Origin of the sequence: Arthrobacter sp. Br18 (assembly GCF_000520555.1) — a bacterium.
In the GTDB taxonomy this organism is placed as follows: Bacteria; Actinomycetota; Actinomycetes; order Actinomycetales; family Micrococcaceae; genus Arthrobacter_D.
Genome location: NZ_KI914864.1, coordinates 12012 through 37914, shown reverse-complemented (window position 1 = coordinate 37914; position 25903 = coordinate 12012). Strand labels below are relative to the sequence as shown.

General features: G+C 67.4%; 24 protein-coding genes and 1 riboswitch. Of the genes, 7 read left to right on the top strand and 17 right to left on the bottom strand.

What is annotated here, in order from left to right:
- Positions 1-63: 63 nt before the first annotated feature.
- From trmD to ffh, 7 genes are all read right to left on the bottom strand, one after another.
- On the bottom strand, positions 64-870 hold the full coding sequence (gene trmD / locus Y704_RS0109930) for a tRNA (guanosine(37)-N1)-methyltransferase TrmD (protein ID WP_026550010.1): 807 nt from the start codon (positions 868-870) through the stop codon (positions 64-66).
- Entirely contained in the window at positions 870-1496 is a 627-nt protein-coding gene (gene rimM, locus Y704_RS20325; RefSeq protein WP_081747539.1) for a ribosome maturation factor RimM, read from the bottom strand. The genes trmD and rimM overlap by 1 nt, the downstream gene beginning before the upstream one ends.
- Positions 1497-1615: 119 nt before the next feature.
- A complete protein-coding gene (locus tag Y704_RS0109920; protein ID WP_026550009.1) occupies positions 1616-1861 on the bottom strand; it encodes an RNA-binding protein in 246 nt (81 codons plus the stop codon).
- 1 nt (position 1862) lies between these two features.
- Positions 1863-2267, bottom strand: a complete 405-nt coding sequence (gene rpsP, locus Y704_RS0109915; protein WP_026550008.1) for a 30S ribosomal protein S16 — start codon at positions 2265-2267, stop codon at positions 1863-1865.
- Positions 2268-2412: 145 nt separating this feature from the next.
- Complete coding sequence (locus Y704_RS20320; protein WP_051476894.1) at positions 2413-3321, bottom strand: VOC family protein; 909 nt, start codon at positions 3319-3321, stop codon at positions 2413-2415.
- 63 nt (positions 3322-3384) lie between these two features.
- Positions 3385-4095: an alpha/beta fold hydrolase gene (locus Y704_RS0109905; RefSeq protein ID WP_026550007.1), complete on the bottom strand. Its 711-nt coding sequence runs from the start codon at positions 4093-4095 to the stop codon at positions 3385-3387.
- A 94-nt stretch (positions 4096-4189) separates the two neighbouring features.
- Complete coding sequence (gene ffh / locus Y704_RS0109900) at positions 4190-5770, bottom strand: signal recognition particle protein (protein WP_026550006.1); 1581 nt, start codon at positions 5768-5770, stop codon at positions 4190-4192.
- A 133-nt stretch (positions 5771-5903) separates the two neighbouring features.
- Between ffh and Y704_RS0109895 the strand changes: the two genes are divergently transcribed.
- On the top strand, positions 5904-7334 hold the full coding sequence (locus Y704_RS0109895; RefSeq protein ID WP_051476893.1) for a glucose-6-phosphate dehydrogenase: 1431 nt from the start codon (positions 5904-5906) through the stop codon (positions 7332-7334).
- Between the two features lie 22 nt (positions 7335-7356).
- Here Y704_RS0109895 and Y704_RS0109890 read toward each other — a convergent pair whose 3' ends face one another.
- The 3 genes from Y704_RS0109890 to ftsY all read right to left on the bottom strand — a co-directional run bounded on the left by Y704_RS0109890 (position 7357) and on the right by ftsY (position 10373).
- On the bottom strand, positions 7357-7695 hold the full coding sequence (locus Y704_RS0109890) for a P-II family nitrogen regulator (protein WP_026550004.1): 339 nt from the start codon (positions 7693-7695) through the stop codon (positions 7357-7359).
- Positions 7692-8993, bottom strand: a complete 1302-nt coding sequence (locus tag Y704_RS0109885) for an ammonium transporter (RefSeq protein ID WP_026550003.1) — start codon at positions 8991-8993, stop codon at positions 7692-7694. The genes Y704_RS0109890 and Y704_RS0109885 overlap by 4 nt, the downstream gene beginning before the upstream one ends.
- A gap of 183 nt (positions 8994-9176) precedes the next feature.
- Positions 9177-10373, bottom strand: a complete 1197-nt coding sequence (gene ftsY / locus Y704_RS0109880) for a signal recognition particle-docking protein FtsY (protein ID WP_026550002.1) — start codon at positions 10371-10373, stop codon at positions 9177-9179.
- Positions 10374-10437: 64 nt separating this feature from the next.
- Between ftsY and Y704_RS20315 the strand changes: the two genes are divergently transcribed.
- Positions 10438-11709 (top strand): MFS transporter, encoded by a 1272-nt coding sequence (locus Y704_RS20315; protein ID WP_081747537.1) that lies wholly within the window; start codon positions 10438-10440, stop codon positions 11707-11709.
- 65 nt (positions 11710-11774) lie between these two features.
- Here Y704_RS20315 and Y704_RS0109870 read toward each other — a convergent pair whose 3' ends face one another.
- Positions 11775-15443 (bottom strand): chromosome segregation SMC family protein, encoded by a 3669-nt coding sequence (locus tag Y704_RS0109870; RefSeq protein WP_026550001.1) that lies wholly within the window; start codon positions 15441-15443, stop codon positions 11775-11777.
- Positions 15444-15667: 224 nt separating this feature from the next.
- Here Y704_RS0109870 and Y704_RS0109865 point away from each other — a divergent pair, with 224 nt between their 5' ends.
- The 3 genes from Y704_RS0109865 to Y704_RS0109855 are packed head-to-tail and all read left to right on the top strand — an operon-like array spanning position 15668 to position 20336.
- A complete protein-coding gene (locus tag Y704_RS0109865; RefSeq protein WP_026550000.1) occupies positions 15668-16693 on the top strand; it encodes a 3-oxoacyl-ACP synthase III in 1026 nt (341 codons plus the stop codon).
- Entirely contained in the window at positions 16687-19371 is a 2685-nt protein-coding gene (locus Y704_RS0109860) for an alpha/beta fold hydrolase (RefSeq protein ID WP_026549999.1), read from the top strand. The genes Y704_RS0109865 and Y704_RS0109860 overlap by 7 nt, the downstream gene beginning before the upstream one ends.
- Entirely contained in the window at positions 19368-20336 is a 969-nt protein-coding gene (locus Y704_RS0109855; protein ID WP_026549998.1) for an NAD-dependent epimerase/dehydratase family protein, read from the top strand. The genes Y704_RS0109860 and Y704_RS0109855 overlap by 4 nt, the downstream gene beginning before the upstream one ends.
- A 231-nt stretch (positions 20337-20567) precedes the next feature.
- On the opposite strand, the gene Y704_RS0109850 is transcribed toward Y704_RS0109855, so the two are convergent.
- From Y704_RS0109850 to Y704_RS0109830, 5 genes are all read right to left on the bottom strand, one after another.
- Positions 20568-21407: a C40 family peptidase gene (locus Y704_RS0109850; RefSeq protein WP_026549997.1), complete on the bottom strand. Its 840-nt coding sequence runs from the start codon at positions 21405-21407 to the stop codon at positions 20568-20570.
- Positions 21408-21410: 3 nt separating this feature from the next.
- Positions 21411-21622: riboswitch (cyclic di-AMP (ydaO/yuaA leader) on the bottom strand.
- Positions 21623-21807: 185 nt separating this feature from the next.
- Positions 21808-22797: a bifunctional DNA-formamidopyrimidine glycosylase/DNA-(apurinic or apyrimidinic site) lyase gene (gene mutM / locus Y704_RS0109845; RefSeq protein WP_026549996.1), complete on the bottom strand. Its 990-nt coding sequence runs from the start codon at positions 22795-22797 to the stop codon at positions 21808-21810.
- A gap of 3 nt (positions 22798-22800) precedes the next feature.
- The gene (gene rnc, locus Y704_RS0109840; RefSeq protein WP_026549995.1) at positions 22801-23502 is read right to left on the bottom strand and encodes a ribonuclease III; all 702 of its coding nucleotides are present in this window, start codon (positions 23500-23502) and stop codon (positions 22801-22803) included.
- A gap of 72 nt (positions 23503-23574) precedes the next feature.
- The gene (rpmF, locus tag Y704_RS0109835; protein ID WP_026532986.1) at positions 23575-23778 is read right to left on the bottom strand and encodes a 50S ribosomal protein L32; all 204 of its coding nucleotides are present in this window, start codon (positions 23776-23778) and stop codon (positions 23575-23577) included.
- A 2-nt stretch (positions 23779-23780) separates the two neighbouring features.
- Positions 23781-24347: a YceD family protein gene (locus tag Y704_RS0109830; protein WP_026549994.1), complete on the bottom strand. Its 567-nt coding sequence runs from the start codon at positions 24345-24347 to the stop codon at positions 23781-23783.
- A 70-nt stretch (positions 24348-24417) separates the two neighbouring features.
- Between Y704_RS0109830 and Y704_RS25560 the strand changes: the two genes are divergently transcribed.
- Complete coding sequence (locus tag Y704_RS25560) at positions 24418-24552, top strand: hypothetical protein (protein ID WP_275451062.1); 135 nt, start codon at positions 24418-24420, stop codon at positions 24550-24552.
- Here the strand turns inward: Y704_RS25560 and coaD are convergent, their stop codons facing one another.
- Positions 24553-25032 carry a pantetheine-phosphate adenylyltransferase gene (coaD, locus tag Y704_RS0109825; RefSeq protein WP_026549993.1) on the bottom strand — a complete coding sequence of 160 codons (480 nt, stop codon included), beginning with the start codon at positions 25030-25032 and terminating at the stop codon, positions 24553-24555. It abuts the gene before it with no gap.
- Between the two features lie 71 nt (positions 25033-25103).
- On the opposite strand from coaD, the gene Y704_RS20310 reads away from it, so the two are divergent.
- Positions 25104-25903 (top strand): aminotransferase class I/II-fold pyridoxal phosphate-dependent enzyme (locus Y704_RS20310; protein ID WP_155850313.1); only part of this gene is annotated, 800 nt, incomplete at its 3' end.

Sequence of the window (25903 nt, the reverse complement as noted above, 5' to 3'; positions counted from 1 at the left end):
CCATGGAATCGATTCCACGACTATGCCACAGATCACTTCGAGTGGTCAATGGAGAAGTTCGACCTAGGACCCGGCGGGATCCCTGCGGACCAGAAGCCCGTCGACGACGTCGAAACCCGCCTCGGAGAGCGCCGCGCGATCAGTCGCGGTCAGGCCCGCGGCATCAACCGATGCCAGCAGGTCGGGGCGGCGGACGGCCGTGCGTCGGAACTGCTCGGCACGCCGGAACTGCGCGATCTTCGCGTGGTTCCCGCTCAGGAGCACCTCCGGAATGTCCCGTCCGCGCCAGGATGACGGTTTGGTGAAGACCGGGTATTCCAGCAGCCCGTCGGCGTGGGATTCCTCGACCAGGGATTCGGGATTGCCGACGACACCGGGAATCAGCCGCCCCACTGCCTCGACCATCGCAAGCACTGCCACCTCCCCGCCGTTGAGCACGTAGTCGCCGAGGCTGACGGGGCGCACCTCGAAGTGCTCCCCCGCCCATTCGATCGCCCGCTCGTCGATTCCCTCGTAGCGTCCGCAGGCGAATACGAGATGGCCGAGGGAGGCGAATTCGTGCGCCATCGCCTGGGTGAATACCTCGCCGGCAGGAGACGGGACCACGAGTGTGGGCCGCACAGTCGGTCCAGCTGCGACCGGCTCGGCGACGAGCGGCTGAAGGGCCAGCGCCCAGGGCTCGGGCTTCATCACCATTCCTGCACCACCACCGTAGGGGGTGTCATCCACGGTGCGGTGCCGGTCCGTGGTGTACTCCCGGAGGTCGTGCACGCGCACGTCCAGCAGCCCGTCCTGGCGGGCCTTGCCGATCAGTGACAGTTCAAGGGCCGCCAGATACTCCGGGAAGATCGTGACGACGTCGATCCGCACTAGGAGTCCGCCCGCCCCGCAGTGCCGTTCGCGTCCGCATCGGTGGCCGTGTCGGTGACCGGGCCGGAAGCTGCGCCGGAAACGTCATCGCCGTCGTCGGGCGCCTGATTGGAACCGGGAGTGTTGAGGTCGAACAGACCGGCGGGAGGAAGAATGGACACGTAGCCGCCCCCGGGATTCACCTCGGGAACGATCTCCCCGACGAACGGCACAAACGCCTCGTGCCCCCCGGTCAACTCGACCACGAGGAGGTCCTGGACGGCCATAGTCCGCAGCGCTGTTACCTTGCCGACCGTCTCGCCGTCCACGCGCACATCGAGGCCCACGAGTTCGTGCTCGTACCAGGCGTCCTCTTCGTCGTCCTCGGTGGTGTCGCTGTCGATGAACAGGCTCGCACCCCGGAGTGTCTCCGCCTGATTGCGGTCGGGAACCTGTTCGAACCCCACGATGAGGATGTCCTTGTTCCAGCGCGCTCCCGTGACGGTCAGCTCGGCCGTGGGGGCGCCTTCGGCACGGAAGACCGCGCCGGGCTCGAAGCGGTCCTCGGGGGCATCCGTGTACAGCTGGACCGTCACCTCGCCCTTGATGCCGTGGGGCTTGCCGATCCGGGCTACGAGTACTTCCATGGTGCTGCTCCTGCGGCGGGTGACGAACTAGTGGATTGGGATGGAAAAACGAGTTCGGCCCCACGCCAGGATCTGGTGCGGGGCCGAACGGGAAAACTATAAGCGCCTGGCGCCCCGGGCTAGGCCCGACGGCGGTCCGTGTCCACGACGTCGACGCGGACCGGCTCGCCGTTGGCGAGTGCCGATACCACGGTGCGGAGAGCCCGTGCGGTCCGGCCCTGCCGGCCGATGACGCGTCCCAGGTCGTCCTGGTGAACGCGCACCTCGAGAGTCTCGCCGCGGCGGTTGTTCTTCGCCGCGACCCGGACATCGTCAGGGTTGTCGACGATACCGCGCACGAGGTGCTCAAGCGCTTCGGCAAGCAACCTACTCGGCCTCGGTTGCTTCCGCAGGGGCCTCGTCGGTCTTCTTGGACTTCTTCGTGATGGCCTCAGGAACAATGACCGAACCCTTTTCGGGAGCAACGAATGCTTCCTTGGGCGCCTTGGTCTTCAGAGTGCCTTCCTGGCCCTCGATGTTCTTGTACTTCTGCCAGTCACCGGTGATCTTCAGCAGTGCGGAGACCTGCTCGGTCGGCTGAGCGCCGACTCCGAGCCAGTACTGGGCACGATCGGAGTTGATCTCGATGAACGAGGGCTCCTCGGTGGGGTTGTACTTACCGATTTCCTCGAGGGCACGGCCATCACGCTTGGCGCGTGCATCCATGACGACGACACGGTAGAAAGGTGCACGGATTTTTCCCATGCGCTTCAGGCGAATCTTTACGGCCACTTGTGTGGTCACTCCTTGATGGTGAAAGGGGCGAACCCAGACCTTCTGCTCCCGTGGGGCGGGCCATGAGGAAGGGTTCAAAGGACACAATTCACGCGCAGAGAGAGGGGCTGCACGGATCGAGTACGCCTCTATTGTGCCAGACCTAGCGCCGTTGCGCGATTCCTTCGCCGGACGCGTCCGTGCGGACGCGGATCCGGTTCTTCCACGGATCCTCGAAGCGCAGTTCCGCACCGGTGGAATGTCGACTGATACCGGCCGCTGCGAGTCGCGCCGCCAACGCATCGACCTCGTCGGCGGCCGGAACATGGATAAGCACTTCGCCGAGGCCGAGGGTGTCCTTCCGGGGACCGGCTCCCCTGCTGTTCCAGACGTTCATAGCCATGTGGTGGTGGTATCCGCCGGCCGAGACGAAGAGTGCCTGGTTGTGCCACCCTGCAGTGCGTTCGAAGCCGAGGACCCCGACATAGAAGGCCTCCGCGGCCTGCACGTCCCCCACCTGGAGATGCACATGCCCGACGCCGGCCGCGGCCTGCGTCTGGCCGGCCACCGCCTGCTCCGTCAGGTACTCGTCGAGGTAGCTCCGTGCCGGCAGTGCGATGTTGTCCATCACCACGGACCTGCCCGCTCCCGATCCCTTCCACTCCCAGGTCTCCCGGGGCTTGTCGAAGTACAGCTCGATCCCGTTTCCTTCGGGATCGGCGAAATAGAAGGCTTCGCTGACAAGGTGGTCGGCGCTGCCCACGAAGCTTCCGGCGGGGGCCTGTGCCGCACTGAGGACAGTCGCAGCGAGGTCGGAGCGGTCCTCGAAGAGGAGCGCCGTGTGGAAGAGGCCGGCCTCCCCCTGCGACGGTAGCCGCAGCCCGGCGGCAGGCTCGAGGCGGATCAGCGGCATGTCCTGCCGGCCGAGGTCCACTCCTCCGGCCGATTCCGCAAGCAGCTCGAGCCCGAGGCCGGCCTGGTAGTACTCAGTCATTGCCGCGATCCGCCCGACCTTCAGGGTGACGGTTCCCATTCCGGTAGCGGACGGCAATCCGTCCGATTTCTGCTGCATGGCGAGCTCCCCGCGTCGTCGATATTCTTCCTGCCACCCAGGTCAACTACTTGAACCTTCAACTTATTCCCGGGAAGGCTCCCGCGGAAAGGATCTGATGAAAGTGCGGACGACGGCGTCGCCCTCCGGCGTATCATGCGGCCGGTGCCCACCGGGGGTGACCCGGTGCCGGGCGCCTGTTGCCGCGAGGTATCCGGCAACCTCCTCGTAAAGGGGTTCCCACCCTCCGGTGAGGACGAGCGTGGGGACCCCTGGCACGATGTGCAGCGGAGCCTCCCACGGAGGGGACTGCAGCCGTAACCGGCGTGCGCTCCGCTTCGCCATCTGCGTGGACGGCGGCTCCGCCTCCGCGGAGAAGGCCAGCCGCACGAACTGCTGCAGGTAGTCCTCATCGGTCAGCGTGTCCCGCTGGGCAAACAGCGGAGCCACCAGTTCGATATGGGCTGCCGTTGCAGGCAGATCCGCGGTGAGGGACAGGCAGGCGGGCTCCACCAGGGTCAGTGAGCGGACCAGCTCGGGCCGTTCGACGGCCGTCAGCATCGCCGAGACGGCGCCCTGCGAGTGCGCGACAAGGTGTCCTCCGCTGCCGAGCGCCTCGGTGATGAGGCGCTCGTCCTCGGTGTGGTCGGTGGACAGCGGTTCGGCGTCGGCGTCGAAGCCGTGCCGCCGCAGGAACAGGCAGTCGTAGTCGAGGGACAGGCCGTGCTGCCGGGGCCAGGCGGCGGCACCGAACGAACCGCCGCCGTGGACGAAGACAATGCGTTCCTGCGTCATGCCGAGGTTCCCCTGCCGTCCACCGACCGATGTGCCGCCTGTCGACGGATGTGCCGCAGGATGACCCCCGCGGCGGCCCTGGTTTCCGCCGGCCCTACTTGCCGAGGAACTTGTCGAAGCCCTTGGGCAGGTTCAGCGACGAAGGGTCGAAGTCGCCCTGCCCACCGAACGCAGCACCCGTGGGCGCGGCACTGCGCGCGGCAGCGCGCCGCGCCTCCGACTCCTGCAGTTCCTGCGCAGCCTTCGCCGGGTTGCCGGAACGGGGCTTCTTCTTTCCCTTGACCGCGGCTTTGGTCTTGCGTGCGCCCTGGAACCCGCCCGGTCCGGCCATTCCCGGCATCCCGGGCATTCCGCCGCCGGAGGCCATCTTGCGCATCATCTTCTGGGCCTGGGTGAAACGCTCCAGCAGTCCGTTGACCTCGGAGACGTGCACGCCAGAGCCCTTCGCGATCCGGGCGCGGCGTGATCCGTTGAGGATCTTCGGCGCCAACCGTTCGTGCGGGGTCATGGACCGGACGATCGCCTCGACGCGGTCGATCTCGCGCTCATCGAAGTTCTCCAGCTGCTCGCGCATGCCGGCGGCCCCGGGCATCATCATGAGCATCTTCTTCATCGATCCCATATTGCGGATCTGCTGCATCTGGGCGAGGAAATCGTCGAGGGTGAAGTCTTCCTGATCGGCGAATTTCTTCGCCATCCGGGCCGCCTCGTCCGAGTCCCACGACTTTTCGGCCTGCTCGATCAGGGTGAGGATGTCGCCCATGTCGAGGATGCGCGAGGCCATGCGGTCCGGGTGGAACAGCTCGAAATCATTGAGGCCCTCACCCGTGGACGCGAACATCACGGGCTTGCCGGTCACCGAGGCTACCGAGAGCGCCGCGCCGCCGCGGGCGTCGCCGTCGAGCTTGGTCAGCACCACGCCGGTGAAGTTCACGCCCTCGTCGAAGGCGAGCGCCGTGTTGACGGCGTCCTGGCCGATCATGGCGTCAATCACGAACAGCACTTCATCAGGGCGGATCGCGTCGCGGATGTCGGCGGCCTGCTGCATGAGCTCGGCGTCCACGCCGAGCCGTCCCGCGGTGTCGACGATCACGACGTCGTGAAGCCGTGTCCGTGCCTCCGCCACACCCTGGCGGGCCACCGCAACCGGATCGCCCGTGGCTGATTCGAACTCGGAGCTGACACCGGGATGGGGCGCGAAGACGGGAACGCCGGCCCGCTCGCCGTTCACCTGCAGCTGCCGAACCGCGTTGGGCCGCTGGAGGTCGCACGCGACGAGGAGGGGGCTGTGCCCCTGGCTCTTCAGCCACTTCGAGAGCTTGCCGGCCAGCGTCGTCTTTCCGGCTCCCTGCAGCCCGGCAAGCATGATGACGGTCGGCGGATTCTTCGCCAGCCGGATCCGGCGCGTCTCCCCGCCCAGGATGTTGACGAGCTCCTCGTTGACGATCTTGACGATCTGCTGGCCCGGGTTCAGGGCCTGCGACACCTCGAGTCCGAGCGCGCGCTCCTTCACCCGCGCGGTGAACGCACGCACCACCGTGACCGCCACGTCGGCATCGAGCAGGGCACGACGGATCTCGCGGACGGTGGCGTCGATGTCCGCCTCGGTGAGGCGGCCCTTGCCGCGGAGGTTCTTGAAGGTTGCTGTCAGCCGGTCGGAAAGTGAATTGAACACGTGCCGGAAACTACTTTCATCGGGAGGTTTATGGACTCAACTCCCTAGGGTATCAAGTTGGGCTGATCGGGGGCTTCTGCCTGCAGGGCCGCGCATTCCAGACAGCGAGGCTGGAAAGTGGCAGTGTGGAGGAGTGGACACCTCCGAGCACGACATTCTTCCGGCCGACGCCGACACCCGGGTTCGCACCCTGCTGATCCTCGGTGCATCGGGAGACCTGACGGGCCGGCTCCTCCTGCCGGGCCTCGCACGCCTGGTCCGTCTGGGCCGGGCGGAGGGGCTGAGGCTTGTGGGGGCGGGCTCCGACGACTGGTCGGAGGAACAGTGGCAGGCCAGGGTCGATTCCTCGTTCGAGGGCGCGCGGCGAAGCGCCGACGAGGCCGGCCTGGCGGCACTGGACGGCGTTCGGCAGGGCAGCACCTATTTCTGTCTCGATGTGACGGAGCAGGGCGCACTCGCAACACTCGTGGCGACCCTCGAAGGACCGGTGGCCATCTACTTCGCCCTTCCGCCGGCGGTGAGCCAGCTGGCGTGCTCCGCCCTGTATGCGGATGCACTGCCGAAGAGCACCCGGCTGGTGATGGAGAAGCCCTTCGGCACCGACCAGGCGTCAGCCCACGCCCTCAACACCAAACTGGCCGCGCTGGTGCCGGAGGAGAACATCCACCGGGTGGACCACTTCCTCGGCAAGGCCACGGTCTTCAACATCCTCGGCCTTCGTTTCGCGAACCGCATCCTCGAACCTGTGTGGAACAACCTGCACATCGAAAAGGTGGAGGTGGTTTTCGATGAGGACCTCTCGCTGGAGAACCGCGCGCGGTACTACGACGGCGCGGGCGCCCTGCGGGACATGATCCAGAGCCATCTCCTGCATGTCATGGCGCTCCTTGCCCTGAACGCGCCGTCCACGCTCCACGAACGGGATCTGCGGGACCAGATCGGGTCCGTGCTGAGGGCGAGTTCGGTGGATGCCGGCAATCCCGACAGCAGCCGGCGCGCCCGGTACACCGCCGGAGGAATTGCGGGGCGGAGTGTGCCCGACTATGCCGCGGAACCGGGCGTCGACCCCGCCCGGGACACTGAAACACTGGCGGAGATCGTGGTGTCGATCAACAATGACCGCTGGGCCGGCGTCCCCTTCATCCTCCGCTCGGGGAAGGCTCTGGCCGTCAAGCGCAAGGAAGCCATCATCACCTTCCGACCGGTCAGCCACGTGCCCACCGGCTTCACCGGCCAGGATTCGCCGACCCGACTGCGGATCGGGTTCGGCCCCGACACCCTGCAGCTGGAACTCGACGTCAACGGACCGGGCGACATCTTCTCGCTCGACCGCACCGTCCTGCGCGCAGAACTCAATGCGACGGACCTGCTGCCGTACGGCGAAGTGCTCGACGGCGTCCTCGCGGGCGATCCGACGCTCTCGGTCCGCGGTGACACCGCCGAGGACTGCTGGCGGATCGTGGAGCCGGTCCTGGCGGCCTGGGCATCCGGCGAGGTCCCTCTCGAGGAGTACCCGGCCGGGTCCCCGGGGCCCGCGTCCTGGGGCCCCGGGACCGCTACCTGATAGCTACCAGCGCCACATCCTCCTAGAGTGCGGCGTCGCCGCGTTCCCCGGTGCGGACGCGGACGGCGTCCTCGATGGCGGTGACCCAGACCTTGCCGTCGCCCGCCCGGCCGGTGTTCGCCGTCGACACGAGGACATCGACGATGTCGACCACCCACGCATCGGCGACCAGGATTTCCACGCGGGCCTTCTGCAGCAGATCCACGGTGTACTCGGCCCCCCGGTACACCTCGGTGTGGCCGCGCTGGCGGCCGTATCCGCTTGCCTGGCTGACGGTCAGGCCCTGCACGCCGTAGTTCTCCAGGGCGCTACGGACGCTGTCGAGCTTGTCCGGACGGACGATTGCTGTGACGAGTTTCATGAGTTCGCGGCCTCCGGGACGTTCTGCCTGGACTTCGATTGATCTGCAAAGGGATGGAAGGAGCCTCCGACGCCCAGCCCGCCGAACTCGTAGGCGGTCTCGGCGTGTTCGGAGAGGTCCACGCCGGACACCTCGTCGTCAGGAGTGATCCGGAAGCCGATGGTCTTGTGGATGGCCAGCCCGATGATCGCCGTCATGATCGCCGAGAGCGCGATCGCTACGACTGCGGCGACGGTCTGGGCGAGCAGTTGGGCTGCACCCCCGCCGTAGAAGAGGCCACCACCCGCGCCTTCGACCGGGAGGGCGAGGAAGCCGAGCGCGAGCGTGCCGGTGACGCCGGCCACCAGGTGGACCGCGACGACGTCGAGCGAGTCGTCGAAGCCGAGCCGGTACTTGATGCCCACGGCGAGCGCGCAGAGTGCACCGGACGCGAGGCCGAGGCCCACGGCACCGACGGGACTGACGTTCGCGCAGGCGGGGGTGATGGCCACCAGGCCCGCGACGATTCCCGACGCCGCACCGAGTGAGGTGGGACGGCCGTCACGGAAACGTTCGGTGACGATCCAGCCGATCATCGCGGCTGCCGGAGCCACCATGGTGTTGACCCAGATCAGGCCTGCCTCTTCCGCGGTACCAGCGGCGCCGCCGTTGAAGCCGAACCAGCCGAACCACAGGAGCGCTGCTCCCAGCATGACCAGCGGGATGTTGTGCGGCCGCTGCGCGGGATCCTTGCCGAAGCCCTGGCGCTTGCCGAGGATCAGTGCGAGGACCAGCGCCGCGACGCCTGCACTGATGTGGACGACGGTGCCGCCCGCGAAGTCGATCGCCTCCCCCACGGCGCTGCCCACGGCGCCGTCGGCGCTGAGGAGTCCCCCGCCCCACACCATGAAGGCAAGGGGGCAGTAGACCAGGGTGACCCAGATGGGAACGAACAGCGTCCAGGCACCGAATTTGGCCCGGTCCGCGATGGCCCCGCTGATGAGGGCGACGGTGATGATCGCGAAGGTTGCTCCGTAACCGGCGCCGATCAGATCCTCGGTACCGATCAAACCGGTGAGGCCGAAGGAGGCGAACGGATTGCCGAACAGCTGGGCGATACCGTCCCCGCCGGTCATGGAGTAGCCCCACAGGACCCAGACGATCCCGACGAGCCCCACGGCGACGAAGCTCATCATCATCATGTTCAGTGCTGCTTTGGCGCGGGTCATCCCGCCGTAAAAAAATGCCAGGCCCGGTGTCATGAGGAGCACCATGGCGGCCGAAATCATTACCCAGACGTGACCTGCTGTCAGATCCATCAGCACGATCCTCTCAAAGATGGCGGGCACTTCCCGCTCTTCAAGAATGCAGGGCCCGTGTTTCGCCATCTTGGGCAGTTCGTTGCCGGGAGGTTACGGGAACCTCACCGGCGTAAAAGGTCGATGACAGTCGTGTTTCGGAGATGTTTCGGCGCCTCCGTGGGGCTGGCGCTGCCGTTCCTCTCAGGTCAGGAGCGCGTCGACGAAGCTCTCGGCGTCGAAGGGTGCGAGGTCGTCGGCGCCCTCGCCGATGCCGACGAGCTTGACGGGGACACCGAGGCTCCGCTGGATGGCCACGACAATCCCGCCCTTCGCGGTGCCGTCGAGCTTCGTCAGGACGATTCCGGTGACGTTCACCACCTCGGAGAAGACCTTGGCCTGGTTCAGCCCGTTCTGACCGGTGGTGGCATCGAGGACGAGGAGGACTTCATCGACGGTGCCCTGCTTCTCGATGACGCGCTTGAGCTTGCCGAGCTGGTCCATCAGCCCCACCTTGTTCTGCAGGCGGCCCGCGGTGTCGATCAGGACGACGTCGACCTCCTGGTCGATCCCGGCCTTCACCGCCTCGTAGGCGACCGAGGCGGGGTCTGCGCCGTCGACGTCGGACTTCACGGTGACGACGCCGACGCGCTCACCCCAGGTGGCGAGCTGCTCGGCCGCGGCGGCGCGGAACGTGTCGGCCGCGCCAAGGAGCACGTCCTTGTCCTCGGTGACCAGGACGCGCGCGAGCTTGCCCACCGTCGTCGTCTTGCCGACGCCGTTGACCCCGACCACCAGGACGATCGCGGGACGGTCGGCATGGCGCGTGGTCGCCAGCGACCGGTCCATGCCGGGGTCCACCAGTTTGATGAGCTCCTCACGGAGCATCACGGCGACCTGGGCGGGGTCCCGGCTGCCGGCGACCTTCACCCGCTCGCGCAGCGCGTCGACGAGTTCCATGGCGGGCTCGGTACCGAGATCAGCCATCAGGAGCGTCTCTTCGACCTCGTCCCAGACGTCCTCGTCGATCTTGTCCCGTGAAAGCAGCGCGAGGAGGCCCTTGCCCAGGGTGCTGTTGGAGCGCACCAGCCGTGACCGGAGCCTTGCGAGCCTCCCCTGGACGGTGTCGGGGGTGTCAAGCGGCACCGTCCCGGTGGTCGAGTCCAGCCCGCTGAGGTCATCGGGCACCACGACGTCGGTCCCGGCACCCGTTCCGAAAGGCCGATCGAGCAGATCGGTGGACGTAGAGCCGGCCCGCAGCCCCGACGTATCATCGTCGTCGCGCTGCGAGGTGTAGCGCCCTCCAGGCGTGCGGCGCCCCTTGAGGAGGACCACCGCCAGGGAGCCGAGGACGGCGATGGCGAGGACGACGAAAATTACGATCTGGAGAGTCTCGTTCACCGTTCCAGCTTCTCACACCGCCCGATTAAGGAACCTCCGCCGGTGGTGACAGACTTTGCTCACTATGGTTCGAATCCCCCGCCCGCAGAAGCGCCGTCCCACAGCGAATCGTCGCACCGGAAATCCGGGCGAGGTCCAGCGCATCCCTCGCGAGATTCGGGTCCTGATCGCCGCTGCCTTCGTGATCGCCATCGGCTTCGGACTCGTGGCACCGGTGCTGCCCCAGTTCGCGCAGAGCTTCGACGTCGGCGTGGCCGCATCGTCGGTGATCGTGAGCGCCTTCGCGTTCACGCGGCTGGTCTTCGCGCCCGCCGGCGGGCACCTGATCGAACGGCTCGGAGAGCGGCCCGTCTACATCCTGGGCCTGCTGATCGTCGCGGTATCCACCGCGGCATGCGCGTTTGCCGGGAACTACTGGCAGCTGCTGGTGTTCCGCGGGCTCGGCGGAATCGGCTCCACGCTGTTCACCGTCTCGGCGATGGGCCTCATCGTCCGCCTCGCCCCGCCTGCCATCCGGGGCCGGGTCTCCAGTGCCTATGCGTCGGCGTTCCTCCTCGGCAGCATCGGCGGTCCGCTGGTAGGAGGCCTGCTCGCGGGCTACGGCCTTCGCGTCCCGTTCCTGGTGTACGCGGGTGCCCTGCTCGTGGCGTCCGCCGTGGTCTTCTTCCAGCTCAAGGACACTCCGTTGGGTGACCGCGGGAAGACCGCACACCTGCCGGTCCTGTCGGTCCGCGATGCCTACGCCGATTCGGCCTACCGGGCCGCCCTGGTCTCGAGCTTCGCGAACGGGTGGTCCTCCTTCGGCGTGCGCATGGCGCTCGTCCCCCTGTTCGCGACGGCTGTACTGGGTGCCGGTCCGGAGATTGCCGGTATCTCCCTTGCGTGTTTCGCCGCCGGCACGGCCCTCGCCCTGACCTTCTCCGGGCGCCTGGCCGATTCACTCGGACGGCGTCCGCTGGTGCTGACCGGCCTCGTCGTGAACGGCACGGCCATGGTGGCGCTGGGTTTCAGCGGCAGCGTCCCGGTGTTCCTCGCCGTCTGCGTGGTCGGCGGTGCTGGCGCCGGTCTCCTCAACCCGGCGCAGCAGGCGGCGGTCGCAGATGTCGTCGGGAACAACCGCAGCGGCGGGAAGGTGCTGGCCGCGTTCCAGATGAGCTCCGACCTCGGCGCGATCCTGGGGCCGGTGCTGGCCGGGTTGATCGTCGACTACCTCGTCTTCGGGTCCTTCGGAATGGCTTTCTCGATTTCCGGGGTGCTCGCCGCGTGGGCGGGCCTGATGTGGCTGAAGGCCCGGGAGACCCTGCCGTCGCGGGACGCCGGGAGCGGGAAAGCATAACCAGCGCCGCGGCGCCTCGGCGCCGTGGACCCTAAGTCGCAGGCCTCAGGCCTCAGGCCTCAGGCTCAGGCCTCGATGAGCCGCTGACTGATCACTGCCGATACGCCGTCTCCCCTCATCGTGACCCCGTACAGGGCATCCGCCACCTCCATGGTGCGCTTCTGGTGCGTGATGATGATGAGCTGGCTCGAGTCCCGGAGCTCCTCGAGGATGCTGATCAGCCTCCCGAGGTTGGTGTCGTCGAGCGCTGCCTCCACCTCGTCCAGAACGTAGAACGGCGACGGCCGTGCCTTGAAGATCGCGATCAGCAGGGCGATGGCGGTCAGCGAGCGCTCCCCGCCGGACAGCAGCGAGAGCCGCCGGATCTTCTTGCCGGCGGGCCGCGCCTCGATCTCGATGCCCGTGGTGAGCAGGTCCGTCGGATCGGCCAGGACGAGGCGCCCCTCGCCGCCGGGGAACAGCCTGCCGAAGACGCGCTCGAACTGCACGGCCGTGTCCTCGAAAGCCGCCGTGAATACCTGCTCCACGCGTTCGTCGACTTCCCGGATGATCTCCAGCAGGTCCTTCCGCGTGGCCACCAGGTCCGCCAGTTGTGAGCTGAGGAACTGGTGGCGCTCCTCGAGGGCGGTGAACTCCTCGAGGGCCAGCGGATTGACCCTGCCCAGTGCCGCGAGGTCGCGTTCCGCTTTCCGAAGGCGCCTGATCTGCTCCTCCCGGACGAACGGGATGCCCGCCGGCACTGCGTTTCCCTCACTGTCCACCGGAGCGCGCAGCTCCGCCCACTTGTCCTTGCCAGCGGTTCTCGTGGGGACCGGCAGGTGGGGGCCGTATTCGGCCAGGAGATGATCGGGGGTGAGACCCAGGTCCTCGATGGAGCGGCTCTCGAGTGCTTCGAGCCGCAGGCGCTGCTCCGCACGTGCCAGTTCGTCGCGGTGCACGGAATCGGTGAGGCGGGAGAATTCGGCGGCCGAATTCTCGGTCGCGGTCCGTACCTGCGCCAGCTCGGCGTCCGATGCCGCGCGCACCTCTTCTGCTTCGTCGCGTTGACGGGCCGCTTCGTCGAGGGACACCGCCAGGAATCTGAGCACCCGCCGGACGGCCTGCGCCACGGCCAGCGCTTTGTCGGCCTGCATCGAACGCAGCCGGGCCCGTTCGGCTGCCTGGCGCCTCGTCGTTCGCTCCACCGCGGCTGCCCGCTCGAGGGAGGCTGCCCGGGTCTGCAGCGCGTTGAGCCGCTCCTCTGAACTGCGCAGCTCAAGGCGAGCTTCCATTTCCGACTGCCGCGCCCGCACCGCCGCGGCGGTGAGCCGGTCCCGCTCGTCGGGAGCTGGTTCTGCCTCCTCGGGGAGATCCTGCACCGCCGTGAGGCGTCGGGAGGCTTCGAGCAGCTTTTCCTCCTCGACGGCAAGGTTCGCCTCGGCAGCCGCGGCCAGCTGGGCGAGGCGCTCGGCTTCCCCCGTGGCGGAACGCAAGGCCGAGCCGAGGTGCCCGAGGCGTTCGGCGACCGCCGCAAGGCGAGCGTCCGATTCGTGGAGGCGGGCCAATGCCGCCTCGGCGTGTTCCTGCGCTGCCTGCTGCTCGCCCTCGACGCCGGCCCGCTGGAACCTCGTCCGTTCGAGGCGTGCCGTGGTGGCGGCGAGCCGCGCGGCGGTGTCGTCGACGGCGGCCTGCACCTCGAGGATGCCGGGCGCTCCGGGTGTACCGCCGCGCGCGTAGTGGCGGGAGACGACGTCGCCGTTCCGGGTCACCGCCGTCACCTCCCGCCCGGCCCCGATAGCATCCGGACCGGCACCCGGCGTCTGGCCAGGCGGCTGACCGCCGGCCCGGGTGCCGGCAGCCACAAGAGCCTCAGCGGTGCCGAGGTCCTCGACCATCACGACGCCGTCGAGCAGGGCCGTCAGCGGAGCGAGCAGCGCCGCGCTGCATTCGATGAGGGAAATGGCCGGCCGAGCCTGCTGATCCCCGGGAAGTTCCTGCTGGGAATCCGGCAGGCGGTGCCCGTCCGGGCCGTCCGGGTCCGCAGCGCCCTGGATCACGAGCACAACCTGCCCGGCGTCGTCGCGCTCCATCAGGCGCAACGCTGCCGTTACCGCCGTGCCGTCCTGCACCACGACGGCGTCGGCCACCGCGGCGAGGGCGGCGGACACGGCGCTTTCCCACCCGGGAGCAATGCGGAGCGACGCCGCAAGGGGCGTGAGGACGCCGTCGAGTCCTGCATCCAGCAGCACCTGCGAGCCGTCGCGACGCTTCAGGCCCTCCTTCAACGCATCGAGGCGCGCAGCGAGTGCACCCCGCTCGCGCTCCGCGGCGCGCTCCTCCCCGACGAGGGCCGTTCTCGCCTCCCGGAGTGCGTCGAGCGCCGCACTGGCCGTCTCGTAGTCGGCGTCGAGCCGCTCCTCACCCTGCTCCGCCCCCGCCACCGTGGTCTCGAGGACGGTGAACTCCTGGCCGGCAGCCTGCCTGCGCTCCCCTGCAGCGGCGATCGAGGTGCGGAGCCGCCCCAGTTCGGCTACCGCAGCGTCGACGCGCGACCTCGCCGCACCCACCTGCCCTGCGAGCCGGGCCGTGCCTTCCCTGCGGTCGGCCGCCGCGCGGATCCCTGATGCGAGGCGCTCCTCCTCCGCCGCTGCGGAGTCCTCCGCTGCCCGGCGCTGACCGACGGCCACGTCCAACGCCGTCGACAGCCCCTCGATCTCCCCGTTGAGCACGCTCTGCTCGCTCCGCACACGGTCCGCCGAACGCTCGAGTTCGAAGGGATCCCGGCCCGGCCCGCTGCCGGTGTCCGTGCTGCCCAGCAGCCGGCGCCGTTCCTCGGCCACCGTTCCGAGTGAACGCAACCGTTCCCGCGCGGCGGACAGCGCATACCAGGCATCGCGCAGGGCGTTCAGGGTGGGAGTGGCAGCCGCGGCAAGCTGCTCGAGCTCAGCCTGGCGCGCCCGACCCGCCCGCACGAGCTCCTCGGCTCCGGCCCGGTGTTCCCTCAGGGCGAAGTCCTCGACGTCCTGTCGGGTGAGGGTCTCGGTGAGTTGGAAAAGGTCGTCGGCAAGCAGGCGGGCACGTGCGTCGCGCACCTCGAACTGCACCTGCTGGGCGCGCCGTGCCACCTCGGCCTGCTTGCCCAGCGGCGTCAGCTGCTGGCGGAGTTCCCCCGTGAGATCGGTGAGGCGGGTGAGGTTCGCCTGCATGGCATCCAGTTTGCGCACTGTCTTCTCGCGTCGCCTGCGGTGCTTGAGGATGCCGGCGGCCTCCTCGATGAACCCGCGGCGTTCCTCGGGCGTCGCCTGGAGCACCCGGTCGAGCTGACCCTGGCCGACGATCACGTGCATCTCACGGCCCAACCCGGAATCCGACAACAATTCCTGGATGTCAAGGAGCCTGCAGCTTTTTCCGTTGATCGCGTATTCCGAGCCTCCCGCCCGGAAGAGGGTGCGGGAGATGGTGACCTCGGAATACTCGATCGGCAGGGCGCCGTCGGCGTTGTCGATGGTCAGCGACACCTGGGCACGGCCGAGCGGCGCCCGGCGCGATGTGCCGGCGAAGATGACGTCCTCCATCTTTCCGCCGCGCAGGGTCTTGGCGCCCTGCTCCCCCATCACCCAGGCGAGAGCGTCGACGACGTTGGACTTCCCTGAACCATTCGGGCCGACGACCGCCGTCACGCCGGGTTCGAAGTCGAAAGTCGTCGCGGAAGCGAATGACTTGAAGCCGCGCACGGTTAGACTCTTTAGATGCACAGTGGTCAGGCTCTCCAGAGGGGTAGGGTCTTTCAAATCTACTGGGTTGGGCGAACCCGGACGTGCACTCCCCGCGATCATGTGAATAAACAAGTGTGACCAGCGCGGATATTAAGAAGTAGGCTTATCAAAAGGTTCGACAGAATCCCAGAGCTCCTTGGCCGGATCCCGCGCGGGTTCCAGTGGCCGGCCAATGGTGCTGAACAGTTGACGAGGCAGGAAACTTGACCGGTAACGCGACCTTCCGACATGACAACACGGCTTTGCTTGCCGTCACGAGTGTGGAGGCGCCGGTAGTCGTCACTTCTGCAGAGTTCGACGAACGGCTGGCTCCGAGCCTCAAGCGGCTTCGGCTTTCCAAGCGCCTCCTCGAGAGGGTTGCAGGAGTCACCGAGCGGCGCTGGTGGTCCCCGGGATCCGACTTCGACGACGCCGCCATCGAAGCGGGAGCCAAAGCGATGGCCGAGGCGGGGATCGAGCCCAGTCAGGTGGGGCTGCTCATCAACACCTCGGTGACCCGGCGGAACCTCGAGCCCTCGGTGGCCGTCAAGATCCACCACACCCTGGGCCTGCCGTCGTCGGCCATGAACTTCGACCTGGCCAACGCCTGCCTCGGCTTCGTCAACGGCATCACCCTGGCCGCCAACATGATCGATTCGGGCCAGATCAAGTACGCGCTGATCGTCGCGGGCGAGGACGCCCAGAGCACCCAGGAAGCGACGTTCAAGCGGCTCAACCGCCCCGATTCCACCCGTCAGGACTTCCTCAGCGAGTTCGCCACCCTGACACTCGGTTCAGGTGCCGCTGCCGCCGTCATCGGCCCGGCTGATGCCCACCCCGGTTCGCACCGCATTCTCGGCGGGGTCTCCCGTGCCGGCACTGAGCACCACGAGCTGTGCGTCGGCGGCATCGACGGCATGTACACCGACACCAAGGGACTGCTCGACGGCGGACTCGACCTCGTGGTCACCGCCTGGCACGAGGCGCAGGCGGACGGCTGGAAATGGGATGCCATGGACCGCTACGTCACGCACCAGGTGTCCAACTCCTACACCAACGCCATCATCAAGGCCGTCAACCTCGTGCGCGAACGGGTCCCCATCACGTTCCCCCACTGGGGCAACGTGGGCCCCGCCTCCCTGCCGATGACCCTTGCGCAGGAAGCCCAGACGCTCACGCCGGGCGACCGCGTGCTCTGCCTCGGCGTCGGATCCGGCCTGAACACGTCGATGATGGAGATTGCGTGGTAGCACTGCCCGGGGTTGACCCGGCGTGGTCGACCTATCTCGACGTGCCCTCCACGGCAGCTGCCGACAATCCGGGAACTGTCCACTCGTGGCACTACCTCGACAATGGTCGGCAGCTCGCCGACGCAGGTACCGCAGTGCGGGGGACCCTGCTGTGTGTCCACGGCAATCCGACCTGGTCCTACCTGTGGCGCACCCTCGTGGCGCAGGGCGTCACCGAGGGCTGGCGCGTGGTGGCAGTGGATCAGCTCGACATGGGTTTCTCCCGCCGGACGCGGACGTTCCGGAGACTTGCCGACCGCGTCACGGACCTCGAGGACTTCGTCGCCGCGCTCGAGCTCGAGGGTCCGGTCGTCACCGTGGGCCATGACTGGGGAGGCGTGGTGAGCCTGGGGTTCGCCCACCGCAACCGGTTCGACCTGGCCGGAGTCGTCCTGACGAACACGGCCATCCACCAGGACCCGGCAGTACCCATCCCGGCCCCGCTGCGGCTGGCCCTCCTGCCGGGCATGCACCGCCATGGGACACGGACGACGTCAGCCTTCCTCGACGTCACCCACGCCCTGGCGCGCCCGAAGCTTCGGAGGGACGTCCATGCCGCCTTCCGTGCTCCCTACCGGACAGGCGCCGACCGCGCCGGTATCGCCAATTTCGTCTCCGACATTCCTGCGGATCCGTCGCATCCCAGCCACGCCGCCCTTGCCGACATCGCCGAGGGCGTCCGGACCCTCGAGGTGCCGGCGCTGATGGTGTGGGGTCCCCGTGACCCCGTCTTCACCGACACCTACCTCGAAGACCTCACGCGGCGCCTTCCCTCCGCCGACGTGCACCGCTTCGAGGACGCGGGACACCTCGTCCAGGAGGACGCCGATGTCGCAGGGACAGTCTTCCGCTGGCTCGACGAGCGCCTCCCTGCGGGTGCGCCCGGCATCCCCGCAGACGCTCCGTCGTCTCTTCCTGATGCCGTTTCCCTCGAATCCGCCGCAGCACGCACGCCCCCCACGTTCCTCTGGCACCAGTTGCTGGAGAGATCGGCCGGCCCGGAACAGGGCTCGATCGCCGTTGCGGAGATGGGCAGCGACGGCATCCGCCGGCGCTTGTCATGGCGGGAACTGGCCGACGACGTCGACGCCGTGGCCGCGGGCCTCTCGCGCCTGGGCCTGGGGCAGGGCAGTCGAGTCAGCCTCCTGGTCCCGCCCGGTGTGGACCTGACGGTATCGACCTACGCGTGCCTGCGCATCGGCGCGGTGATCGTGGTCGCCGATGCGGGCCTCGGCACGAAGGGCCTGTCGCGGGCGGTGAAGGGCAGCGTGCCCGACGCCGTCATCGGCATCGAACGAGCCCTCCTGGCCGCGCGGCTGTTCGGCTGGCCGGCCCGGCGCATCAGCGTGGGCGCCCTTCCGGCGGGGACACGGGCTCTGCTGCGGGTGGAGTCCTCCCTCGAGGCGCTGCGGACCACTCCCCCGGGTCCGTTGCAGGATCCCGAGCCCGATGCCGACGCCGCCATCCTCTTCACTTCAGGATCCACCGGTCCGGCCAAGGGCGTCGTGTACACGCACCGTCAGCTTTCCGGTATGCGCGATACCGTGGGCGGCACCTTCGGGTTGGGGCCCGGGGGGGCACTGGTGGCAGGGTTCGCACCGTTCGCCCTGCTGGGACCGGCCCTCGGCGCCGCTTCCGTCACCCCCGACATGGACGTCACGGCGCCGAAAACCCTCACAGCGCAGGCCCTCGGCGCCGCGGCGCAGGCTATCGATGCAACCGCCGTATTTGCCGCCCCCGCCGCCCTGCGCAACATCGTCGCCACGAGGGGCGGCCTCGGTCCTTCGGGCGCAGAGGCACTCGGACTGGTCACCATGGTCCTTTCGGCAGGAGCACCGGTTCCGGCACGCCTCCTCGAGCAGGTCCAGGAGCTGCTGCCCGCGGCAACCCTTCACACTCCCTACGGCATGACCGAGGCACTCCCGGTCACTGACATCGACCTCGAAGGCATCCTTCGCGCAGCGGCGGATGCCGCCCACCCGGCCGGTGCCATGCCCGGTGCGGGGAACGGCGTCTGCGTGGGCCGCGCGGTCCAGGCTGCGAGTATCGCAGTGAGCCCACTGTCACAGGGCGGTATCCCGGACGGCGCTCCGACGACGGCGCCCGGGGTTACCGGCGAGATCCTCGTGGACGCACCCCATGTCAAGGACAGGTACCACCGGCTCTGGAGAACCGAGGGCGCGTCGTCCCGTACCCCGCCGTGGCACCGCACCGGCGACGTCGGACATTTCGACGAGGCAGGCAGGCTGTGGGTGGAAGGACGGTTGGGCCACCTCATCACGTCCCCAGGCGCAGTGCTGACGCCGGTCGGCGTCGAGCAGGCCCTTGAGAACGTCGACGGCGTCCGCCTCGCCGCCGTCGTGGGGGTGGGGCCAACTGGCACGCAGGCCGTCGTGGCCGTCATCGAGGCCGACCGCCCGAACGGCCGGGTCCGCGGGCGTTCCCGCAAGCTCGTCCTGGCGGACGCGGCGCTGACCGAGTGCGCCCGCAGCGCTGCAAGGAAGACGGGCGTCGAGTTGGCGGCCGTCCTGACGGCGCCGGCGTTGCCCGTCGACGTCCGTCACAATGCAAAAATCGATCGCACGAAGGTGGCGGAGTGGGCCTCCGCAGCGCTGGCCGGCGGTTACCGTACCCCATGAAAGTCCTCGTGACCGGAGCCAGCGGGATGCTCGGCGGCGCCGTCGCAGCCCTGCTGGTCGAAGCGGGATACTCCGTGCGCACCCTGCAACGGCGGCCCTCAGGGATTTCCGGCGTCACCGACCACGCCGGATCCCTCACCGACAGGATGGCCCTGGGCAGCGCGGTGGCGACCATGGACGCCGTCATCCACCTCGCCGCGAAGGTCTCGTTCACAGGCAGCCGGGCCGAGTTCGACGCCGTCAACGTCGACGGCACCCGAAATCTGCTCGAAGCGGCCCGCCGGGCAGGAGTCCGGGACATCGTCTACGTGTCCTCGCCGTCGGTCGCCCATGCGGGACGGCCGATGATCGGTTCAGGGGCGACGACGGCGGACCCCGGCACCGCCCGCGGCGAATACGCGCGATCAAAGGCGTCGGCGGAGCTGCTGGCCCTCGGAATGTCGTCTTCGGCGTTCCGGGTTGCCGCAGTGCGGCCCCACGTGGTGTGGGGACCCGGAGACACCCAGTTGGTGGAGCGGGTCATCGCCCGGGCGCGGGTACACCGTCTGCCTGTCATCGCGGGTGGTACCGCACTGATCGACTCCACCTATGTGGACAACGCGGCGTCGGCGATCGTTGCCTGCCTCCGGCGGATCGACGTCGTGCAGGGCAGCGCCGTCGTCGTCACGAATGGAGAGCCCCGCCCCGTCGGCGAACTGGTTGCAGGAATCTGCAGGGCCGGCGGCGTGGCACCCCCACGGTGGGGGATTTCGGGCGCTCTGGCCCGCACTGCCGGTTCGCTCGTCGAACGGATCTGGACAGCCACCGGCGCTGTCGATGAACCACCCATGACCCGGTTCCTTGCCGAGCAGCTCTCCACCGCTCACTGGTTCGACCAGCGGGAAACCCGGGCACTGCTGGACTGGGAGCCTGCTGTCTCGATCGATCAGGGCCTGCAGCGGCTCACGGAGTATTACCGTCCCTGAACCGCTGATTGCGGCGGGTGCAGCCGAAGATGTCCCCTGCTTCCGGGTAGGCGCCGGAGAGAACGACCAGCCCGGGTGAAACTGTGGCGTCTGCCGTTGTCCGGCGCTACTGCCGCTCGAATCGCTGAAGCAGCAGTCGGCGCTCGCATCGCTTAAGCAGAAAAGGACCGGCAGAAAAATCTGCCGGTCCTTGACCGTCATGCTGGGAGAGCCGAAGCCCGGGAGGTGATGCTAGCCGACGCGGATGTACGTTCCGCCCGTGCCGATTTCTGCTGGTGCCTGGACGGTCTGGCCGCCGTTGAAGCCGCCGTGGATTGCCTGGCCGCCACCGATGTAAACGGCGATGTGCGGAACACCGGCGCCACCGTTGGAGTAGTAGATGAGGTCGCCCGGAACAGCAGCAGCGGCGCTGACCTGGGCTCCGAGGCCGAGGTAGCCGGCTGGCCAGTCGTGGAAGTTGACCCCTGCGGCTGCAAGCGCGTTGCTGACCAGCTTGGTGCAGTCCTGCCCGATGCCGACCTGGCCCTTTGCTGCGGCAGCAATGGTGGCTGCCTTGGAGCCGGCGGGAGCCTGTGCTGCTGCGCTGATCGGCTTGAAGCCGACCGTCTGGGTGGTGATTCCGGTGTTGGTGGGACCAACTGCAGCAGCCGGGGCCGCTACGGGAGCAGGAGCAGGAGCAGTGAATGCTGCGGCCTGCATCTGGGGCGCTGCGGGAGCTGCAACTGCTGCGCTACCGGCAAGGGCGATGCTCTGGCCCGGGTAGATGATCGATGAGCCGTTGAGGCCGTTGGCAGCGAACACTGCGGTGAGGCTGACGCCGTTGGAGGACGCGATGCTTCCGAGGGTGTCACCCGACTTCACGGTGTAGGAGCCGGTGGCTGCTGCGGCCTGGGGTGCTGGTGCGGTGGCTCCGGCCGAAGCGGGAAGCGCTGCTCCGAGCAGGATGCCTGAAGCTGCAACTACTACAGCTGCGGGGCGACCGGCGGCCGATGCCGCACGCGATGCTGACTGGATGGGGTTGACGCGCTGGGGGGTAGCCCGGTGGCGCGCGACATGACGATTCTTGGACATGGATGTGCCTCTCCCAATGCCTACGAAGTTAGCTGTCGGGTTCGGGTGGGACACCCGGACACAAGATAACGGAGCACATCCCGTGTGGATGTGTTCCGTTTTGCGTCTTTACCCCTAGGGCTTTCCAGAGAAAGCCCGCTATCGGTTCCCCCGCCCCTGTCGGATGTGTACGAACGGTTCCTTCGGTCACCGACAGGGTTAGGCAGTCTGACCAAGGGCGCCAGTCCCTATGAACCGGCGCACTCAAAAGGCTACCCAATGAACACGGTATTGTCACATTTGGATCACAGAGGCCGTTATCGGGTTGCGGGAATACAACGTTTACCACTCCGGACACGGCGTTTACTGGCGGTAAACCTCGGGAAACCCTGCGCCTTCGTCCCTCAGATTCAGGCGAGCGTTATCCGCGCAGGCCCCGCGGCGTCGGCTGGCAATGGGGGCAACTGAAGGAGGAGCGGTTCATGAAGGTTTCCCTCCGCATCAGGATTTCCCTGTTTTCTTCCGCACAGCGCCTGCAGGGCCGGCCCTCCCGCCCGTAGGCCTCGAGAGAGCGCTCGAAATACCCGGACGCGCCGTTGACGTTGACGTACAGCGAGTCGAAACTTGTGCCGCCGGCGTCGAGCGCGCGGATCATGACGTTCCGGCAGGCCTCGACGAGCCGGAGGGCCTCGGGTCGTCGCAAGGTGCCTGTCGCGCGCGCATAATGCAGCTTGGCGGCCCAGAGCGCTTCGTCTGCGTAGATGTTGCCGATGCCGGAAATCAGGCCCTGGTCGAGCAGGGCTCTTTTGATGCCCGACCGGCGGGCACGAAGGCGGGCAAAGAACACCTCGAAGGAGAAGTCCGGATCCAGCGGGTCGCGGGCGATGTGGGACGCTTCCCGGGGAATCAGGGGAAGGCCGCTGATCCCCCGTCCCCCCGCTTTTCCGTCCGCCGTGGGCTGCAGGGAGGTGACGGACATTCCGCCAAAGATGCGCTGATCGATGAAACGCAGTTCGCGCGGAAGTATTGTTCCGTCGTCGTCCGGGCCCCCTGCATCCCCTGCGGATGGATCCGTGGCCTCAGACAGGGTGATCCGGACCTTGAGGTGCTTTTCGTCCGGCGCGCCGGTGTCCTCGATGAGGAGCTGACCGCTCATGCCCAGGTGGGCCAGAAGCGCGACGGGCTCCTCACCATCAGGAAATTCCCCGCCCAGCGGCATCCACAGGAACTTGCCGCGACGAACCACATCGGTGACGCGGTATCCCACCAGGTTGCCCCGGAAATCCTCCGCCCCAAGCGTGTGGCGCCGCAGTGACCGCCGGTCGAGCACCTCGACGTCGTCGATGATCCGCCCGGTCACCCAACGGGCAAGGCCCCGCCGCACTACCTCGACTTCCGGCAGTTCCGGCACGTGCTACTTGCCCTCGGCGAGGCTCGCAGTTTCGCGGAACATGGCGAGCGAAGCCTCGGCGGCGGCCTGTTCGGCTTCCTTCTTGGAATTGCCGGACCCTGTGCCGTAGGGCATCCCGCCGACCACGAGAACGGCCCGGAAGGAGCGGGCGTGATCAGGTCCGGTGCCCGTGACCTGGTAATCGATGACACCCAGCTTCCGTGCAGCGGCAAGTTCCTGGATCCGCGTCTTCCAGTCGGTGCCCTCACCGAGCACGTTCGCGTCCTGCAGCAATGGCGCGATGAGCCGCATCACCATGGCCCGTGCCGTGTCGACGCCATGGCTGAGATAAGCCGCTCCAATCACCGCTTCCATGGTGTCCGCGAGGATCGAGGGCTTGTCACGCCCGTTCGTCAGCTTCTCTCCCTGCCCGAGGAGGATGTACTGCCCGAGGCCCAGGCCGCGCGCCACTCCCGCGAGTGCGCGCGTACTGACGACGGCGGACCGCCGCTTTGCGAGGTCACCCTCCGGCAGATCCGGATTCTCCCGGTACAGGGCGTCAGTGACGGCCAGGCCGAGCACCGAGTCCCCCAGGAACTCAAGGCGCTCGTTCGTCGGGATACCGCCCTTTTCATAGGCGTAGGACCGGTGCGTCAGGGCAAGACGAAGCGTCCCGGCATCGATATCGACGCCGAGACGCTGGGTCAGTTCTTGTGTATCAGCCACGTTCACTTACGCTTCCGCATAAGGCGCGATCAGCAGCCAAGGTCAGGGACCATCCGCCGCCGCGATCCGTTATTAGACGTCGGCTACCTTGCGGCCCTTGTATTCAAGGAACAGCGGGGTACCGGCGGAGTCCGAAACGACCTTGGCCTGATGCGACAGGCTGTAGGTTACGCGGCCGTTCTCCACGGTCTTCACCAGTTTGGGCGCAGTTGCCTTCCACTGTGACCTGCGTGCACGTGTATTCGCCCGGGACATTTTCCGCTTTGGAACAGCCACGACTAACTCTCTTCTCTCTCGTCCGACTTTGTACGTGGTGCCGCATCATTCTCAGCGGCGGTGCCGGTCAACCCTGCAAGGGCCGACCAGCGAGGATCTAGAATCTCGTGATGGTGATCGGGATCGTCGTTGAGCTGCGCACCACATTCGGCGCACAGGCCCAGGCAGTCCTCCCGGCACACCGGCTGGAACGGCAGCGAGGTAACCACTGCGTCCCTCAGCACCGGCTCCAGGTGTATTGCGTCATTCTCAACCCGGTGCTGTTCCTCTTCCTCTTCCGCCGACAGCGACTCGGAGTCGCTGTAGTAGAAGAGCTCCTGGATGTCCACCTCGCTATCGAAGCGAATGGGCTCCAGGCACCGGCCGCACTCGCCGGTTACTTCGACGTCTGCGGTTCCCGACACGAGGATTCCCTCGTGGACTGCTTCAAGTCGTAGATTCAGGTCCATCTCGGAACCCTCCTGCACGCCGATCAGCGCCACTGAGAAATCTTTCGGTGCGGGAACATGTTCTTCGATTGTCCGCATGCTGCCCGGGCTGCGCCCGAGCTCTCTGACGCTGAACGTCAAAGGCGAACTGAGATCGCTTTTAATGGTGACTCCTGTAGAACATATGACCGACGTATCATCTTAGCCTGAGTTGCTGGTTCAGCCCAAAACGCCCGTCGAGAACCCGGAGAGGATCAGCAGGCATGCCCGATGGATGGGCAAACGCCGGGACCTTGCCGGACGCGTGGCGTCCGCCCAGGCGGAAGGCTCCCATGTCGACTACTGATCAGGTGTCGCCGCCGGCTCCCAGTCGGTCCATCACCCCTTGCGGCACGAACTGCGCGATATCGCCACCGAGGGACGCAACTTCCTTGAGCAGGGTGGAGGAGAGATGGAGATAGCGGCTCTCCCCCGGGATGAAGACCGTTTCGACACCGGTCAACTGCCGGTTCATGGTTGCCATGGGCAGTTCGTACTCGAAGTCACGGCCCGAGCGGAGGCCCTTGACGATCACGCCGGCATTCTGCTCCCTGCAGAACTCTGCGAGAAGTCCGTCGCCCATCGGAACCACTGAGACAGCCGGCAGGGAGGCGAAGGTTTCACGGGCAATGGCCAGCCGCTCGTCGGTGTTGAACCTGTATGTCTTCGAGTAGTTCGTCGACACCGCGACCACCACCTCGTCGAACAGGCCGGCCGCACGGGTGATCACCTCCACGTGGCCGTTATGCAGAGGGTCGAAGGATCCGGGGCAGACGGCACGGCTCATCCTTCCAAACTACCCACCCCGCGGGACTACGACGCATCCGCCGGACCGCGATTGCGGTAATACTTGAATTCATGACGCTGCTCCCACCCCGTCCCGGCACCTCCCCCACGCCAGACCCTGCACCCTGGGAACGCACTGCGCGCGGCGCCAACCTGCTTGCCGAGGGAGGAGGCCTGGGTGTCACCATCTTCGAGGAGATCACCGGCCTGGCCCTTCAGCACGGTGCCATCAACCTGGGGCAGGGTTTCCCGGATGAGGACGGCCCCGCCGAAATTCTCGACGCAGCCCGTGCGGCCATCAGCAACGGTGAAAACCAGTACGCGCCCGGGAAGGGTCAGCCGGCACTTCGGGAGGCGATCGCCCGGCACCAGGAGAGGTTCTACGGCCTGACACCCGACGCCGAGACCGGCATCATCGTCAGTACCGGCGCCACCGAGGCCATCGCGTCCGCAATTCTCGCCTTCGCCGGACCGGGCGACGAAGTGCTGACGTTCGAGCCGTTCTACGATTCCTACGGAGCCGTGATCGGCCTGTCCGGGGCCACCCACACTACGGCTCCACTGGTGGCTCCGGACTGGCAGCCGGACCTCGCAGCCCTCGAGAACGCCTTCAACGAGCGCACCCGCGTGGTGGTCCTCAACAACCCGCACAATCCCCTGGGCATCGTGTTCAGCCGGGAGGCGCTCGAGAAAGTGGTGGAGCTCGCCGCCCGATATGACGCCTTGATCGTCACCGACGAAGTCTACGAACACCTCACCTTCGGGGTGCCCCACCTTCCCATCGCCACCCTTCCGGGGGCGCTCGAGCGTACGCTCACCATCTCGTCAGCGGGCAAGACCTTCTCCCTCACCGGCTGGAAGATCGGCTGGCA